General features: G+C 72.2%; 14 protein-coding genes. 8 read left to right on the top strand and 6 right to left on the bottom strand.

The annotated features are described in order from the left end of the window. The first annotated feature begins 3 nt into the window (after positions 1–3). From ACGFZQ_RS47945 to ACGFZQ_RS47930, 4 genes are all read left to right on the top strand, one after another. Positions 4–1,110, top strand: coding sequence for an NAD(P)/FAD-dependent oxidoreductase (locus tag ACGFZQ_RS47945; protein WP_393845822.1), 1,107 nt, complete (start codon positions 4–6; stop codon positions 1,108–1,110). Positions 1,111–1,500: 390 nt separating this feature from the next. Then, positions 1,501–2,124, top strand: a complete 624-nt coding sequence (locus ACGFZQ_RS47940) for a DedA family protein (RefSeq protein WP_393845846.1) — start codon at positions 1,501–1,503, stop codon at positions 2,122–2,124. A gap of 209 nt (positions 2,125–2,333) precedes the next feature. Beyond that, entirely contained in the window at positions 2,334–3,758 is a 1,425-nt protein-coding gene (locus ACGFZQ_RS47935) for an MFS transporter (protein ID WP_393845821.1), read from the top strand. Positions 3,759–3,820: 62 nt separating this feature from the next. Further along, on the top strand, positions 3,821–4,417 hold the full coding sequence (locus ACGFZQ_RS47930; RefSeq protein WP_393845820.1) for a cysteine hydrolase family protein: 597 nt from the start codon (positions 3,821–3,823) through the stop codon (positions 4,415–4,417). A 72-nt stretch (positions 4,418–4,489) separates the two neighbouring features. Here ACGFZQ_RS47930 and ACGFZQ_RS47925 read toward each other — a convergent pair whose 3' ends face one another. Continuing rightward, on the bottom strand, positions 4,490–4,939 hold the full coding sequence (locus tag ACGFZQ_RS47925; protein ID WP_393845819.1) for a MarR family winged helix-turn-helix transcriptional regulator: 450 nt from the start codon (positions 4,937–4,939) through the stop codon (positions 4,490–4,492). An 83-nt stretch (positions 4,940–5,022) separates the two neighbouring features. On the opposite strand from ACGFZQ_RS47925, the gene ACGFZQ_RS47920 reads away from it, so the two are divergent. The 4 genes from ACGFZQ_RS47920 (at position 5,023) to ACGFZQ_RS47905 (ending at position 11,149) form a co-directional block, all read left to right on the top strand. After that, positions 5,023–7,893 (top strand): AAA family ATPase, encoded by a 2,871-nt coding sequence (locus ACGFZQ_RS47920; protein ID WP_393845818.1) that lies wholly within the window; start codon positions 5,023–5,025, stop codon positions 7,891–7,893. Positions 7,894–8,031: 138 nt separating this feature from the next. Then, complete coding sequence (locus ACGFZQ_RS47915) at positions 8,032–8,571, top strand: HdeD family acid-resistance protein (RefSeq protein WP_393845817.1); 540 nt, start codon at positions 8,032–8,034, stop codon at positions 8,569–8,571. Positions 8,572–8,665: 94 nt separating this feature from the next. Beyond that, complete coding sequence (locus ACGFZQ_RS47910) at positions 8,666–9,544, top strand: LLM class F420-dependent oxidoreductase (protein WP_393845816.1); 879 nt, start codon at positions 8,666–8,668, stop codon at positions 9,542–9,544. Positions 9,545–9,616: 72 nt separating this feature from the next. Then, on the top strand, positions 9,617–11,149 hold the full coding sequence (locus tag ACGFZQ_RS47905) for a GMC family oxidoreductase (protein ID WP_393845815.1): 1,533 nt from the start codon (positions 9,617–9,619) through the stop codon (positions 11,147–11,149). 22 nt (positions 11,150–11,171) lie between these two features. Here the strand turns inward: ACGFZQ_RS47905 and ACGFZQ_RS47900 are convergent, their stop codons facing one another. From ACGFZQ_RS47900 to ACGFZQ_RS47880, 5 genes are all read right to left on the bottom strand, one after another. After that, entirely contained in the window at positions 11,172–12,392 is a 1,221-nt protein-coding gene (locus ACGFZQ_RS47900; protein ID WP_393845814.1) for a low temperature requirement protein A, read from the bottom strand. Positions 12,393–12,524: 132 nt separating this feature from the next. Next, positions 12,525–12,977, bottom strand: a complete 453-nt coding sequence (locus ACGFZQ_RS47895; protein ID WP_351733585.1) for a MarR family transcriptional regulator — start codon at positions 12,975–12,977, stop codon at positions 12,525–12,527. Positions 12,978–13,073: 96 nt separating this feature from the next. Then, entirely contained in the window at positions 13,074–13,829 is a 756-nt protein-coding gene (locus ACGFZQ_RS47890; RefSeq protein WP_393845813.1) for a glycosyltransferase, read from the bottom strand. A 35-nt stretch (positions 13,830–13,864) separates the two neighbouring features. After that, positions 13,865–15,286, bottom strand: coding sequence for an IS607 family element RNA-guided endonuclease TnpB (gene tnpB / locus ACGFZQ_RS47885; RefSeq protein ID WP_393845812.1), 1,422 nt, complete (start codon positions 15,284–15,286; stop codon positions 13,865–13,867). 71 nt (positions 15,287–15,357) lie between these two features. After that, entirely contained in the window at positions 15,358–15,888 is a 531-nt protein-coding gene (locus tag ACGFZQ_RS47880; protein ID WP_393845811.1) for an IS607 family transposase, read from the bottom strand. Positions 15,889–16,018: the final 130 nt, after the last annotated feature.

Genomic DNA, 16,018 nt, shown 5'->3' with positions numbered 1-16,018 from the left:
GCTGTGCGGGACGGCAACGTAGTGGTGATCGGCGGCGGTTACGCGGGCATACGACTGGCGAAGAAGCTGGACACGGCGGCGCATGTCACGCTCGTGGACCGCAAGGAGGTCTTCTTCCACCGCATCGCCTCGCTGCGGGCGGGTGTGCGCCCGGAGTGGACGGGCGCCCCGTTCATCCCGTACGACAAGCTGCTCACCAACGGCCGTCTGGTCGTGGGCAAGGCGGTCCGCGTCGACACCGTCGAGCGCCGGGTCACCCTCGCCACGGGCGACCGGCTGCCGTACGACGTGCTGGTCATCGCCACCGGCGCCGACTACCCCGAACCGGCCCGCTTCGTCGGCTCCACCCCCGACGAGGCCGCGAAGGCCTTCGCCGAGCACCAGCACAACATCGCCGCCGCCGACCACGTCCTGGTCGTCGGCGGCGGTCCCTCCGGCGTCGAACTCAGCGCCGAGATCCGGCTGGCCCGACCGGACGCCCGGGTCACCCTCGCGCACTCCGGGCAGGAGCTGCTGCACTCAACGGGCAGCGCCCGCGCCGGCCGCAAGGCCCGGGCCTGGCTGGCGGCGCACGACGTGACGGTCCGGCTGGACGCCTTCATGTCCCCCGGCACCGACTTCGGCACCTACCGCGACGCCCACGGCGAGGTGCTCGCCGCCGACCTCTCCTTCTGGGCGACCGGCACCACCCCCAACACCCTCTGGCTGCGCCTGGCCGGGCACGGCGACTGGCTGACCGGGACGGGACACGTCAAGGTCGACCGGACGCTCCGGGTCGAGGGCAGGCCGGACGTGTTCGCGGTCGGTGACGTGAACGACGTCAGCGAGCTCAAGGTCACCCCGGCCGCACTCGCCCAGGCCGAGGTCGCCGCCCACAACATCCTTTCCTACCTGCGCAGTTCGGGGCGGCACAGCAAGAAGCCGCGCGCCTACCGGGCCGTCCGCCGCACCCCGCTCATCGTGCCCTTCGGCCCGGCCGACGGGGTGACCGTGCTGCCCGTGCCGCTCGGCGAGAGCGCGGTCCTCGGCACCCGGGCCACCGCCATGGCCAAGGCGAAGACCCTCATGACCCCCTATATGAGACGCCAACTCGGCTACCCCTCGACCTGACCCCACCCCGGCACCACGCCTCACAGCACCGGCCGGCGGATCACCGACCATGCGGTCGTCACCGCGGATCCGCCGCCGACGCGGGGAAACGGCCGGGACCCCCTGGCCGGGTACCGAACACGCCGGGTCCGCGCGACGCGCTGGGTCCATGCGACGGACCGGGTCCCTACCGCACGCCGACGTTGGCCGTGTCGTCCACCCGGTCGGCCCGCCATGTGCGCGCCGCGGAGCATCCCGGATGCTCGGTCCGGCTGGTCGAGGAGCGGGGGACCGTGCCCGACCATCTGCCGTGGCGGGGGCGGTCCCCTCCCCCGCTTTCCGGGCGCGCCGGCGGCCGTCACGTGACACTTGAGGGAAGCGACCGGCGAGCGGGACGGGGAGGCGAGGACGGTGATCGCCGTCAATCCGACGGACAGTGCCTCGTTGCTCGCCGCCTTCGGCGCGCTGGCCGTGCTGGTGGTCATCTTCGCCGAGTCGGGGCTGCTGGTCGTCGGCTTCTTTCTGCCGGGTGACACCCTGCTCTTCCCGGCCGGTGTGCTGTGCGCGGCGAGCGCGGACCGGCCGCCCCGGCTGGAGCTGTGGCAGGTGCTGGTGTGTGCGGCCGTCGGCGCGGTGGCGGGCGGCCAGGTGGGCTATCTGATCGGGCGGCACGGCGGGCGCCCGCTGCTGGCCCGCACCTCCAGTCGGCGGCTGAAGTCCGGGGCGGCCCGGGCGGAGCGGCTGCTGGCCCACTACGGGTACGGCAAGGCGCTGGTGATCGGCCGCTTCGTGCCGATGCTGCGGTCGGTGCTGCATCCGGCGGCCGGGGCGCTCGGGGTGCCCGTGCGGCCGTTCACCCTCTGGCAGGCCGTCGGTGGTGTGCTCTGGTCGCAGACCTTCGTCCTGGCCGGCTTCGCCCTGGGCTCGTCGGTCTCGCACATCGACCGCTATCTGCTGCCGCTGATCGGCGTGATCGTCGTACTGTCCCTGCTGCCCGCGCTGGCCGAGGCGCGCCGGGCGCGGCGCGACCGCTGACCCGGCTCACGGCTCACAGCTCACAGCTCACGGCTCACAGCTCACGGTGGGACCGGCCGTGCGGAGCGGCGGCGGTGTCGATGAAGCGGTCGGCGCCGAGCAGGGCGGGTGACCGCTCCCGACCAGATAGGCAGGCAGCCTGCTATAGTTTGACAGGCAGCCTGCCTAATTCCGGTCGGCCGCACATGCGGGACGGGAGGAGCAGCACCTTGGGAACCACCGCCGACGTCGCCTCCGTACAGCAGGAAAAGGCTCCGCCGGGCAAGCCTTTCGGGGCCTCCTTCGTGACACCGCTGTACATGGGCGCCGTACTCAACCCGATCAACAGCTCGGTGATCGCACCGGCCCTGGTGGCGATCGCGGCCGCGATGCACACCTCCGTGGGCGGCACCGCGATCCTGATATCGAGCCTGTATCTGACCAGCGCGATAGCCCAGCCGGCGGCCGGGCGGCTGGCCGAGGAGTTCGGGCCCCGCCGGGTGTTCTTCGTCGGCATCGTCCTCGTCCTGGTCGGCGGTGTCCTCGGCGCGGCCGCCCAGAACATGCCGTCCCTGGTCGCGGCCCGGGTGCTCATCGGGGCCGGCACCTCCGCCGGCTACCCCTCCGCGATGCTGCTGATCCGCCGCCGGGCCAAGGCGACCGGCATGCGGCAGCCGCCCGGCAACGTCCTCGGCGGCCTGGCGATCGCGGGCGCCGCCACCGTCGCCGTCGGCCCCGCCATCGGCGGCCTGCTGGTCGGCCGACTCGGCTGGCAGACGGCCTTCTGGATCAACGTCCCCGTGGCGGTGGCCGCCTTCGTCATGGCCGCGGTCTGGATCCCCAAGGACACCGACCGGGTGCGCGGGCGGTCGGCGCGCACCCTCGTCTCCCGTCTCGACCTGGCCGGCATCGTCGGCTTCGGCGGGGCGCTCACCGCACTGCTCGTGTTCCTGTCCTCGCTCCCCGCCCCGGAGTGGCCGGCCCTCGGCGTGTCCGTCGTGATCGCCGCCGTCCTCGTGGCCTGGGAGCTGCGCGCGGCCAACCCCTTCCTGAACGTCCGGCTGCTCGCCTCGAACCTCGCGCTCACCCGCACCTACCTGCGCAACGGCCTCACCCTGCTGGGCACTTACGTGATCCTCTACGGGCTCACCCAGTGGCTGGAGGCCTCCCGGGGACTCACCGCCTACCAGTCGGGCCTGGTCCTCATCCCGATGGGTGTCCTGTCGGCGGTGTCCGCCCGGGTGGTGTCACGGCGCGGCCGGGTCCGCGCGCCGCTGGTCGTCTCCGCGCTGCTGCTGCTCGTGGGCGCCGTCGCCACCGTCTTCGTGGACGGCGGTACGCCCGTGGCCGTGGTGGTCGCGATCACCGCGGTGTTCGGCCTCACCTCGGGGGCCGGCACGGTGGCGAACCAGACCGTCCTGTACCAGGAGGCACCCCCCGACAGCGTCGGCACCGCGTCCGGGCTGCTGCGCACCTTCGGCTACATCGGCTCCATCGCCTCGGCGGCCATCACCGGCACCGCGTTCCACACGCACGTCGACGACACCGGCCTGCGGCACATCTCCTGGGCGCTGGTCGGCATCGCCGCCGTCGTCCTCGTCATGACGGTCCTCGACCGGCAGCTGGCGCACACCGACCGGCACCCCACCCGCTGACCACTCTCCTCAACCCTCCGCAACCGGCCGGAACCATCCGGCAAGACAAGAAAGTTCAGGTAATGACCAGCACCGTCCCGCACCTCGACCCCACCCGCACGGCCCTGTTCCTCATGGACTTCCAGCCGGCCGTCCTCGCCGCCGTCGCCGACCCGGACCAGGCGCTCTCCCGCGCCCACGCGGCCCTGTCCTGGGCCCGGTCGAACGACGTCCAGGTCGTCCACGTCCGGGTCGCCTTCGCCCCGGAGGACTTCGCCGCCGTACCCGAGCTCAACAAGTCCTTCGCGCCCGTCGCGCAGAGCGGGTTCCTCGCCGACGGCAGCCCCGAGGCCGCGCTGCACGAGTCGTTCGAGGTGCGGGAGCGGGACATCACCGTGCGCAAGACCCGTATCAGCGCCTTCGCCAGCACCACCGACGCCCGTGAACTGCTGCGCAAGCAGGGCATAGACACCCTGGTCCTCGCCGGACTGTCCACCGGCGGAGTGGTGCTGACAACCCTTCGGCAGGCGGCCGACGACGACTTCGGGCTCTACGTCCTCAAGGACGCCACCGGCGACCCGGACCCCGAGGTCCACCGGGTCCTGACGGAGAAGGTCTTCCCGAGCCAGGCGCACGTCATCGAGACCGGCGACCTCCAGGCGCTGACCAAGACCGCCTGAGGCCGGACGGCAGAGGTGCCCCTCCCACCCGGAGGGGCACCTCTGCCATGTGCCGAACCCCCGGCCCGGCCGTCACCGCCCGCTGTCCGCGATCCTGTTCATGATCGCCGCGGCCTTCAGCAGGGTCTCCCGCTCGTCCGACCGCAGATGCGCGTCGATCGCCGCGCCGAGCCAGGTCGCCCGGGCGACCGGGATCATCCCGAACAGGGCCTGCCCCTCGGGCGTGGCGTGGATGAGGGTCTTACGGCCGTCGCCGGGATCCCTGCTGCTGGCGATCAGGCCCCCGGCACGCAGCGACGCGAGCGTCTCGGCCATCGACTGGCGGCGCACATGCTCGGCCTGCGCCAGCTCACTGGCCGTGACCGGACCCTCCTCGACGATGCGGCCCAGCGTGGTCAACTGCGACCAGCTCCACCGCATGTCACTGGGGGCCGACTCGGTGCGCAGCCGGGCCCGCAGCCGGGTCATCGCCTTCATCAACTCGGCGGCGACCTCGGCCTCCGGCCTTGGGTCACTGGTCATCGCTCCACCCTACCCAGCGCCCACCCGGCATTTTAATCAACTATTTGCTCCGTCAAGCATTTTGCGGGGGCTATATTCAAACCGTGAGCACCTCCGAAAGGCGTCGTCAGACCGAGGAACCGTGCCGATCACCGTCGGGCGGGGCGCAGCTGGTCGGACGTGCCGCCGAGCTGGAACTGATCGACTCGCTGCTCGCCGGTCCCGGTCAGGGCAGCTCCGGTCTCCTGCTGCACGGCGAGCCGGGGGTGGGAAAGACGGCGCTGCTGGACGCCGCCGCGGCACGGGCCACGGCGTACGGTATGCGGGTGCTGCGCGCCGCCGGCGCACAGGCCGAGGCGAAGATCGCGTTCTCGGCGCTGCACCAGCTGCTCTACCCGGTGCGCCATGACGTCGACCGGCTGGCCGAGCACCATCGGGACGCCCTCCACCAGGTCTTCGATCTCACCCGGAGCCCGGCTCCGGAGTCCCTGGTGTCGACGGCGCTGCTCGCCCTCCTGGAACTGACCACCGCGGAACGCGCGCTGCTGCTGATCGCCGACGACGTGGCCTGGTTCGACGAAGCCAGCGCGGCCGTCCTGGGATTCGTCGTACGGCGGATCGCGGACGCCCCGATCGTCTTCCTGGCCGCCTCCCGGATCGGGACCGAGGACCTCTTCCGCCGGTCGGGGCTGCCCGAGCGCACGGTCGAGTCGCTCGACACCCGATCGGCGGGCGCCGTCCTGGACGCCTGCTCCCCCGGGCTGGCCCCCGTGGTACGCCGGCGGCTGCTGGCCGAGGCCGACGGCAACCCGCTGGCCCTCCAGGAGCTGCCCGTACCGCTCACCGAGCGGCAGCGCGCCGGCCAGGATCCGCTGCCCGACCGCCTCCAGCTGTCGCGGCGTCTGGAGGCGACCTGCGCCGGGCTGCTCGCCGAGCTGCCCGCACCGACCCGCAGGCTCATGCTGCTGGCCGCCCTGGACGCCGACGCCGGACTCACCGTGCTGCGCACCGCGGCGCAGGGTTCGGCCCACATCGACGACCTGGTCCCGGCCGAGCGGGCCGGCCTGGTCCGCGCGCCCACGGCCGGCTGCGGTCTCACGTTCTGTCACCCGCTGATCGGCACGGCCGTGGTGGACCTGGCCTCGCCGCGCGAACGCCGGGCCGCGCACGAGGCGCTGGCCGCCGCGCTGGCCGCCGATCCCGAGCGCCGGGCCTGGCATCTCGCGGAGGCCGCCGCCACGCCCGACGAGTCGGTGGCGCGGGCGCTGGACGAGGCGGCGCTGACCGCCTGGCGGCGCGGCACCGGATCGCCCGCCGAACTGCCGGCGCCGGTCGGCGCGCTGCTCTCCGACCGGCGGCGGATCGCCGCGTCCGCCGCGGTCACGGCGCTGATGCGGGCCGGCGAGCTCAGTCCGCACCCGGTCGACCGGTCCCGCCGCCTCGTCGAGGCCGCCTTCCTCGCCACCATGACCGGTCAACTCGACCAGGTGAACCGGCTGTTGGCGGATGCGGGGCAGACCCCGGACACCCCGACCGGGCTGGTCTTCGCCGCCACCGCCCATCTGCTCACCCATGACGGGGGCGATGTCGACACCGCCTACCGGCTGCTGGCACAGGCCCTCGACCACGCCTGCGGGGCCGAGAAGGGCGACTGGGACCGGCTCGGCATCCTGTACACCCTGCTGCTGGTCAGCCTCTACACCCTCAGACCCGAGCCGTGGAAGCTGCTCGACACCGCGATGGCCCGGTTCCCGCCGGAGGCGGTCACCCCGTTCCGGCTGTGCTACGACGCGTACGTCGACCCCACCCGCAAGTCCGACGCGATCCGGGAAGGGCTCGCGGACGCGTTCGCCGAGCTGACCGTCGACGCGGCCCCCTGGCAGATCGTCCCGCTGGGTTTCGCCGCCGTCGCCCTGGACGCCCTGTCCGACTACCGGTGCCTGCTGCTGCGCATGATCGAACGGGAGCGGGACGGCGGCGCGATCGGCATGGTGATCCCGGCGCTGCTGCTGCTCTGCCAGGACTCCTACGTGCACGGACAGTGGGACGAGGCGGAACGGCTCGCGCAGGAGGGGCTGGACCTGGCGACGGCCTACGGATACCAGTTCTGGGAGCGGCAGCTGCGGGCCGTGCTGGCCTCGGGCGCGGCGCTGCGCGGCAACGCGGACCTCGCCCGCGCCCGCAGCGCGGAGACCACGAGCTGGGCGGCGCCGCGCGGCATGGACGTGACGGAGGGCTACGCGCGTTCGGCACGCAATCTCGTGGCCATCGGACAGGGCGACTACGAGGAGGCCCTCGCCCAGGCGGCCCGGATCGGCCCGCCCGGTGCCCCCACCGCCGGTGTGCCGGGCCGGTGGATGGTCCTGGACTTCGTGGAGGCGGCGGTCCGCACCGGCCGTGTCGAGGACGCCCGGGCGCATGTGCGCGCCGCCCAGGAGGCCGGGATTCCGCGGATCGGGCCGCGCACCGAGCTGATCACGGCGGGGGCGGCCGCCGTGGCCGCCGCCGACGCGGAGGCCGCCGCACTGTTCGAGGCCGCCCTGGCCCTTCCGGACTCCGGGCGCTGGCCCTGGGACTTCGCGCGCATCCAGTTCGCGTACGGCCAGTGGCTGCGCCGCACCCACGACATGGCCGGGGCGCGGACCCAACTGGGCGCGGCCCTGGAGACGTTCGACCGGATCGGCGCCGAGATGATGGCCCAGCGGGCCGCGGCCGAACTGCGCGCCACCGGTGTCTCCGGCGCCCGGCCCGACGCGGCGCCGGAGCAGCTGACCGCCCAGGAACGGCAGATCGCCGAACTCGCGGCGACCGGTCTGAGCAACAAGCAGATCGGCGAGCGGCTGTTCCTGTCGCACCGCACGGTCGGCTCTCACCTGTACCGGGTGTATCCCAAGTTGGGCATCTCCTCACGCGCCGCTCTCCGCCGCGCGCTGGAGGCGATGCCCGCCACGGAACAGGACGACGAGGCTCCGTAGCCCACGCGTCACGGTCGCAGTAGCCGAACCAGCCGAATGACGGGTGGCAGCGGACCGCGATGCCGATAGCGTCCGCCCGTCACGCTCCCAGGCCGGGGCGAAGTCGGCGCCACGGCCCCCTCGTTCACGGAGGACTCCATGCTCAGTTCGCCCAACGCGCTGCTCTGGCGCGGCCTGCTGGCCGTCGTCATAGGCATCGTCTCCGTCTCCTGGCCCGGCATCACGATCGGCGCGTTCGTCGTCCTGTTCGCCGTCTACGCGTTCGTGTACGCGGTGATGGACGGGGTCCGCGCCTTCAGCAGCGACCGGGTGGGGCCCGTCCTCGGCTGGCTGCTGCTGGCCGTGCTGTCGGTGGTGGCCGGGGTCAGCGCCCTGGCCTGGCCGGGCATCACGGCACTGGTGCTCACCCTGTGGGTCGCCGCGTGGGCGCTGTCCACCGGTGCCACGGAGGTCGCCCTCGCGTTCCTGCGCGGTGAGACGGCGGGCGAGCGGGCCCTGTTCCTGCTGACCGGCCTGGTGTCGGTGGCGCTCGGGTTCGTCCTGTTCGTGCGGCCGGACATCGGGGCGGTCTCGCTGGCCACCGTCTTCGGTCTGTTCAGCATCGTCCACGGCATCTCGGCGGTCTTCGCCTCGTCGGAGGTGCGGCGCAGGCACCGCACGCAGCCGCTCGGCGCCTGAGCGACCCCCCAATTTCCTTGCTTGACAAAGCACATAGTGGTCCCGGCATACTCGATGGCGACAACCCCGGCAGCCCACAGCACGGAGGGCCCGCATGAACCTCGGCATCGCCATCGCGGATTTCACCCAGCCCGGCGGTCCGGCGGGCATCGCTCGTCACGTGGCACAACTCGCCGGTAGTGCCGAGGAGTTCGGCTTCACCCGGATCGCCGTCATGGACCACCTCTTCCAGATCGGGATCGTGGGCGCCTCCGAGCAGGAGATGCTGGAGGCGTACACGACGCTGGGCTATCTGGCCGCGGCCACCGAGCGGGCGGAACTGCTCGCTCTGGTGACCTCGGCCGGCTACCGCGAGCCCGGGCTGCTGGCCAAGATGATCACCACGCTGGACGTCCTGTCCGAGGGCCGCGCCGCCCTGGGCATCGGCATCGGCGCGGGCTTCAACCTCGCCGAGGCGCGCGGGCTCGGACTGCCGTTCCCGCCCGTGGCGGAGCGGTTCGAGCGACTGGAGGAGACCCTTCGGATCTGCCTGCAGATGTGGAGCGACGACGAGAAGCCCTTCGCCGGCCGTCACTACCGCCTCGAACGCACCCTCAACTCCCCCGGCACGCTGCGCCGCCCCCACCCGCCGATCCTCATCGGCGGCTCCGGCGAGCGGAAGACGCTGCGGCTGGTCGCGGAGTACGGGAACGCCTGCAACCTCTTCCACGGGCCGGACCTCGCACGCAAACTCGACGTGCTCCGCCGGCACTGCGAGGACGTCGGGCGCGACTACGCCGAGATCGAGAAGACCGTCCTGCTCCCCCTCGACCCCGGCGCGCGCGGCGAGCACGTCCCGGCCCTGCTCGCGGAGTTGCGGCGGCTGGACCACATCGGCATCGACCATGCCATCGGCCCGGTCCGCGGTGCCGACCAGCATGCCGCGCTCCGGCTGCTGGGCGAGCGGGTGGTACCGGAAGCGACGCGGATCTGACCGACGTGCACACCGCAAGAGACCGCCATCACTATTTATTTGCTTGCTGAAGCAAGAGATAAGGAGTTTCAGATGACCATCACGAGCGACCACGCCGGTCACCACGAGGCCGATGTCGTCATCGTCGGCGGTGGCTCCGCCGGTGCCGTGCTCGCCGCCCGGCTCAGCGAGAATCCGCGGCGCACCGTCCTGCTGATCGAGGCGGGTCCTGACTACCCCGCCGACCGGGTCCCCGAGGGGCTGCTGACCCCGCACCTGCTGGCCGACCCCGACCACGACTGGGGCTACAGCGCGCGTGCCACCGACCGCGCCCCGAGCATCGCCGCCCCGCGCGGCCGGGCCATGGGCGGCAGCTCCGCGGTGAACGCCGGTGTGGCGATCCGGGCGCGGGCCGCCGACTTCGCCGCCTGGGGCGAGCGGTACGGCATCAAGGGCTGGTCGTACGAGGAGGTCCTGCCCACCTTCCGGGACCTGGAGAACACACCGACCGGCGACGACGCCTTCCACGGGCGGACGGGCCCCTTCCCGATCCGCCAGTGGACCTACGAGGAACTCACGTCCCCGATGCGGGCGTTCGTGGACAGTGCGGCGGGCCTGGGCCATCGGCGCAACGACGACTTCAACGGTGAACGGCAGGACGGCACCGGCGCCTACCCGGTCAACATTGTCGACGGGGTGCGCCGCAACACCGCCCTGGCGTATCTGACGCCACAGGTGCGCGGCCGCCGCAATCTGACGGTGCTGAGTGACACCACGATCGACAGGGTGCTCGTCGAGGACGGCAGGGCGCGCGGTGTCGTCGACGCGTCGGGCACCGTCCACCGGGCCGGTGAGGTGGTGCTCAGCGCGGGCACGTACGGCAGCCCGGCCATCCTGCTGCGCTCCGGCGTCGGCCCGGCCGCGGATCTGCGGGACCTCGGCATCGACGTGGTCGCCGACCTTCCCGTCGGGCGCCGTCTGCAGGACCACCCGTTCTTCCACTCGCTGTTCGCGCTGGCGCCCGAGCACCAGGGCATGACGTCCGCGTTCGCCGCCCATCTGTGGCTCGCCTCCCGGGAGGCGCTCCCCGGCGAGCTGGACCTCGCCGTCGTGGGCACCCAGCTGCTGGACGGCTCGTTCAGTCCGACCGGCGGGGCGATGGTGCTGGCGGCGGCCCTCACCCGGCCCGAGTCACGCGGCTCGGTGCGGCTGGCCGACCGTGATCCGCACGTCGCCCCGGTCATCGACGACAACTACCTGGCGACGGACCGGGACCGCCGGCGCATGCTGGAGGCGGTGCGGCTGGTGCGCCGTCTCGCGGGCAGCGCGCCCCTCGCGGGCACGGTGGCGGCGGAACTGGTGCCGGGCGACGCCGTGGCCGGCGACGAGGAGCTGGCGGCGGCGATCGAGAGTGGTATCGCCACCTACGGTCATCCGACGTCCACCGCGCCGATGGGCGGCCCCGAGGACCGGTGGGCCGTCGTCGACGAGACCGGTGCCGTCAAGGGGCTGGCGGGGCTGCGGGTGGTGGACGCCTCGATCATGCCGGAGGTGCCGTCGACCGTGACCAACGCGACCACGATCATGATCGCGGAGCACATCGCCCGTCGGGTGTACGGCGGTTGAGGCCGTCGTCGGCCCCTGAGGTTCAGAGGGCCGGTGTCTCGTCGCGGCCCAGCCGGCGGGCCACGGCGAGGCCCCAGGGAATGCCCAGCAGGACGACGAGCGCCAGCCCGAGCAGGAGCGGCGCGGGACGCGCGGCGCCCAGGGCCAGGGCCGCGAGGGCCACGGCGAGGCAGGTGCCGGCGAGCGGACGGTAGAGGTCCCGCTCGTCCCGCCAGGCCTCCAGGCCCATCGCAACCAGCATCGTCGCGGCCAGCACGACGGCCACGCCCCCGCACAGCACCCAGGCCGTGGCGACCGGCGTGCGGTCGGCGTGGGCGTGCTCGACCAGGCCGACCATCGCGGCCCCCATGGCGGTCACCGCCGCCGTCAGCGGCAGGTGGGTGAGCATCCACCCGAGGGTCACCGTGCGGGTGCGCCGGGGCGGGCGGTGACCGGCGAAGTCGAAGTACGTCCACCAGGCCCCGAATCCGACCACCACCGCCACGAGCCCGACCGCGAGGCTCATGACGGTGGTCGGCTCGGCCGCCAGCCCGTCCACGACGCCGGTCACGGTCTCGCCGAGCACGATGATGATGAGCAGCCCGAACCGCTCGACGAGCGCGTCGGTGAGGGCGAGCGCCGATTCCTGGGCCGGAGCGGCCGCGAGGACCATCCAGGCGAACCCGGCGAGAAAGGCGAGGGCCAACAGCCCCCAGGTCAGCAGGCGGGTGTCGGCCGGCAGCCCGGCGCTGGCGAAGAGAACGGCCGCGCAGGCCGCCGTACCGACCACGTACAGCCGGGTGGGTTTGCGGAACTCGGCGGAGCTGCCGCGTCCGGCCAGGAACCAGAGCACGGCCAGGACGGCGAACAGGATCCCCGCGTTGACCGCGAAATGGGCGCCCTCCGCGCCGCCGGCCTTGGGGATGAACGCCCCCATCGGGACGAGCACGAGGATCTGCAGGAGGAAGAGACTGCGGCCCCGGGCGTCGTCGTAGCCGTGCAGATCGTGGTGGAGCGTGCCGTTGAGCCAGGCGATCCACACCAGCGCGAACACCACGGCGAACTCGGCGAGGCCGTGCCAGGTGAGATGTGCCGCCAGGTGGTGGGCGGCCTGGGCGACCAGGACGACCACGACCAGGTCGTAGAAGAGTTCCAGCGGGCCGACCACCCGGTGCCGCGGCTGGTCACCGTGGGCACGCGGCGGCCGCCACAGCTGGCGGCGCAGCCGGGCCCAGTGCTCCTGGCTCTCGGGTCGCGAGGTCATACCCGCGGTCTCGGCCGAGGTCGCTGCTGCATGACTGCTCTCCGGGTCAGGGGCGGGCCGGAGACGCGCTTCCGACACTATTTGACACTTGTAGATTAGCAGTCCGGCGGGCGTCGGCCAGGCCGGCGAAGCTCAGTCGAGCTTCTCCACCACCGCTTCGAACTGGCGCACCATGGCCGGCACCGACCTGCCGTCGAGAAGGTCCACGACCCGCTTGCGGGCGCTCGCCAGATGCACCGGGTAGGCGTCCTGGAGGCGCTTGAGCCCTTCCGGGGTGAGGGTCGCGACATTGCCGCGGGCGTCGCCCTCGTAGCGCCGCTTGACGACCTGGCCGCGACTCTGCAGCGCCTCCACGACCCGGGTGATGCGGCTCGCCGACAGGGCGGTGGCCGAGGCGAGGTCCGTCATCCGGAGCTCCTGGTTCTCGGCCTCGGAGAGGTTCATCAGGACCACGTACTCGGTGAGCGTGAGCCCCGTGGACCGCAGCAGATCGTCATCCAGCGAGCGCGGCAGCGCGACGATCACACGCATCAGGGCACGCCAGAAGCGTTCTTCGTGGGCGGTCAGCGGGTCGTCTTCACTCATCCGATCAGAATAGCGTGCTCAAGCAAGGAGTCTCAAGCTTCCGGAGCACGTCAGGGGCTGTTCGGCGGCCGGCCGGACCGCCCCCGACCAAGGCGCTCAGGCCTGCTCGACGATCTCGGCGACCGAGTCGAAGGGGTGGTACTGGGCGTACTGCCCCTGGATCTCGCTCGCACGCTTGCGGTACCGGGGGTCGCCCAGCACCTCGCCGACGGCGGCGCGCACGGCGGACACCTCCGGGCGCGCGGTGCGCAGGTTGACGCCGGTGCCGGACCACTCGACGCGGGCGGCGACCTCGGGCTTGTCCTCCGTCTCGCCGCCGACGACGAGCTGGACGCCGTGCCGCAGCGCGGTCTGGACACCGCCGTAACCGGCGTTGGTGACCAGGACGTCGGCGAGCGGCAGCAGCTGCTCGAAGGGCACGAACCGGGCGAGGTGGACGTTGGCGGGAACCTGACCCTCCATCGCCGCCCGCACCAGGTCGGGACCGGCGGGCCGCGCGGTGGCGGCGACGACGGTCACGTCCGCGTCCGCCGGCGCACGGAGTGTGGGCACGACGAGCTGGATCAGGTCGCCGTTCTCCACGGTGCCCTGCGTGACCACGACGACCGGCCGGTCGGAGGACAACTCCGCCCACCAGTCCGGGCGTTCGAAGTCGGCGTCGGAGGAGGCCGGGAGGGGACCGATGAAGCGGAAGCCCTCCGGCGTGTCGCTGCGCGGGTACTCGAAGGCCGGGACGGTCAGCTGGAGCAGGAGGTCGGGGGTCGTGGCCATGGCGTCGAAGATCGGTCCGGGGAACGTGACGCCCATCGAGGTGAAGACGCCGTTGCTTTGAGTCTCGGCGACTCTCAGCATTGCGGGCGTTTCCGCCCGGAAGGTTCGTGACGGTGTCACCAGAGCGCGAGTTGCTCGCGTCTGGTGTCCTGTCGACGATCTCTCGTTTCCGTCCCCTGGTGGGGCGTTGCGCCAGCCGCCCGCGTGCCCGTCCCCTTGCGGGTTCGGGCGGTGCGGGTCTTCTGCTTGGCTCCACGAGGCTTCGGCATCACCACCAGGGTGGGGTCTGGGTCTCCGGCCACTCCGGTACCCGTTTTACGGTTGGCCGCCGCGAGGGCGGCCAGGTTGTGGCCTGCGTTCGCGTCCCGGTCCAGGACGAGTCCGCAGACGTCGCACTCGAAGACACGCACGCCGAGGGGCAGCTTGGCTTTCACCACACCGCAGCGGGAGCAGGTCTTCGAGGAGGGCATCCAGCGGTCAGCGACGATCAGACGTCCACCGTGGCGCTGGGTCTTGTACGCGAGCCGGCGCCGAATTTCCCCGAACGCCGCGTCGGAGATACGGCGGGACAGACGCCGGTTGCGGACCATGCCTTTCACGTTGAGGTCCTCGACCACGACGGTGCCGTACTCGGCGGGGATACGCGCGGTGGTCTGATGGAGATGGTTCTCTCGCAGGTTCGCCACCCGGTGGTGCACCCGGTTGCGGACCGAGTTGGCTTTCTCCCAGCGACGGGACGGGGCCTGTCCGGTGCGCCGGTCCGGGCCGCGTCGGCGGGAAACGATCCGGGATGCCCTCCGGAGCTGAGTGAGTGCCTGGTCGTAGTGCCTGGGGTTCGCGACCGCGCGGACCTCGCCGGCCGAGTCCGCCATGACGAGGAGAGTCTTCACGCCGAGGTCGATTCCAACCGCCGTGCCGGGCCGGGTGGCAGGGGCGATGGTCTGACGTTCCTCGATCTGCAGGACCGCGAACCAGCGGCCCCGCTCGAACCTCACCGTCACCGACATAATCCGCGTCCCGCCTTCGGCGATCGCGTCCACGAGGGGCTGGACGTCCTCATGGAGGCGGATCCGGCCGAGGCGGGGCAGGACGATATGCCGCCGGTCATCAAGGCGGATGGAGCCGGTGGTGAACTTGCATGCCAGGCGAGCTTTCCGCTTCGACTTGAAACGGGGCCTGCCCATCCGGACGCCCTTGCGCTCGCCGCGCCGGGACCTGGCGTAGTTGTCGAACGCGGCGGCAGCGTTCGCGAGGCCGGTGTTGTAGGCCTCCTTCGAGTTCTCCGCCCACCACTGGCGCAGGAACGGGTCGCTGTGTTTGGCCTCGTTGAACGCCTTCCGCAACGACGGCAGCGACCACGACCGCCGCGGAACGCGCTCTGCCTCGGGGACGCCGTAGGTCTCCTCCGCCGCGCGCTGCGACCAACTCGCCAGCACATGCCGCACCGCCCAGTTGTAGGCGACCCGCGCCGCCCCGCAATGCGAGGCCAGGGCCTGCAGCGCGGACGCGCCTGGGTCGAGGGCGAGTCTGTGGCCCACGACGTGAAAGCCGGGCCGCGCCTCGAACCCCCGGCGGTTCTTCTTCCCGCTCCCGGCAGGCTCCGCCCCGCTCACCCGGTCGTCTTTGCCGTCGGGGCGGTGACCTCAGCGACAGCGCGGACGGCACGGCTCCTCGCCGCCCGCTGCCCGTACAGCCGGGCACACATCGAGGTGAGGACTTCGGTGATGTCCCGGACCAGGTCGCTGGTCGTCTCCTGCGGATCGAGCACCACCAGGCGCCGGCCGGAAGCCGACAACGCCGATTCCAGATGCTCGACACCGAAACGGGCCAGCCGGTCGCGATGCTCCACAACGATGACGGCAACGGCCGGGTCCGACAGGACACGGTGCAGCTTTCGCCGCTTCCCGTTCAGTCCCGACCCGACCTCGGTCACGACCTCGGCAACGGCGAGCCCCAGCCCGCCTGCTCCCTGGACGACACGGGAGACCTGTCGATCGAGATCCGCCCTCTGGTCACCGGACGAAACACGGCAATACGCCACCGTCCGCCCAGCGACCTCGACAGAGGGCTCTTCGACCAGCCACATACCGGACGGCGTCTGCACGACAGGGACCGGCATACGGCCCTGGGGCGAGCTCATCGCGCTCGGGGAAGGTGGCACTGAGGTCGGCTCCGTCGATGTCCACCTCCGCGGGGTACGGGACGAAGCGTGCGCCGGTCTTGCGGACCCGGTCCTCGAAGCGGATGCCGGTGTAGAAGAGCACCTCGTG

Source organism: Streptomyces sp. NPDC048254 (assembly GCF_043201895.1).
Classification (GTDB): domain Bacteria; phylum Actinomycetota; class Actinomycetes; order Streptomycetales; family Streptomycetaceae; genus Streptomyces.
The sequence above is the reverse complement of the archived record's forward strand: the minus strand, read 5'-3'. Positions and strand labels throughout refer to the sequence as shown.

Coding starts and splice junctions, on each gene's coding strand:
- ACGFZQ_RS47900 (WP_393845814.1), bottom strand. CDS start 12,392: ATGACCTCGCGACCCGAGAGCCAGGAGCACTGGGCCCGGCTGCGCCGC.
- ACGFZQ_RS47895 (WP_351733585.1), bottom strand. CDS start 12,977: ATGAGTGAAGACGACCCGCTGACCGCCCACGAAGAACGCTTCTGGCGT.
- ACGFZQ_RS47915 (WP_393845817.1), top strand. CDS start 8,032: ATGCTCAGTTCGCCCAACGCGCTGCTCTGGCGCGGCCTGCTGGCCGTC.
- ACGFZQ_RS47880 (WP_393845811.1), bottom strand. CDS start 15,888: ATGAGCTCGCCCCAGGGCCGTATGCCGGTCCCTGTCGTGCAGACGCCG.
- ACGFZQ_RS47905 (WP_393845815.1), top strand. CDS start 9,617: ATGACCATCACGAGCGACCACGCCGGTCACCACGAGGCCGATGTCGTC.
- ACGFZQ_RS47910 (WP_393845816.1), top strand. CDS start 8,666: ATGAACCTCGGCATCGCCATCGCGGATTTCACCCAGCCCGGCGGTCCG.
- ACGFZQ_RS47890 (WP_393845813.1), bottom strand. CDS start 13,829: ATGCTGAGAGTCGCCGAGACTCAAAGCAACGGCGTCTTCACCTCGATG.
- ACGFZQ_RS47930 (WP_393845820.1), top strand. CDS start 3,821: ATGACCAGCACCGTCCCGCACCTCGACCCCACCCGCACGGCCCTGTTC.
- ACGFZQ_RS47925 (WP_393845819.1), bottom strand. CDS start 4,939: ATGACCAGTGACCCAAGGCCGGAGGCCGAGGTCGCCGCCGAGTTGATG.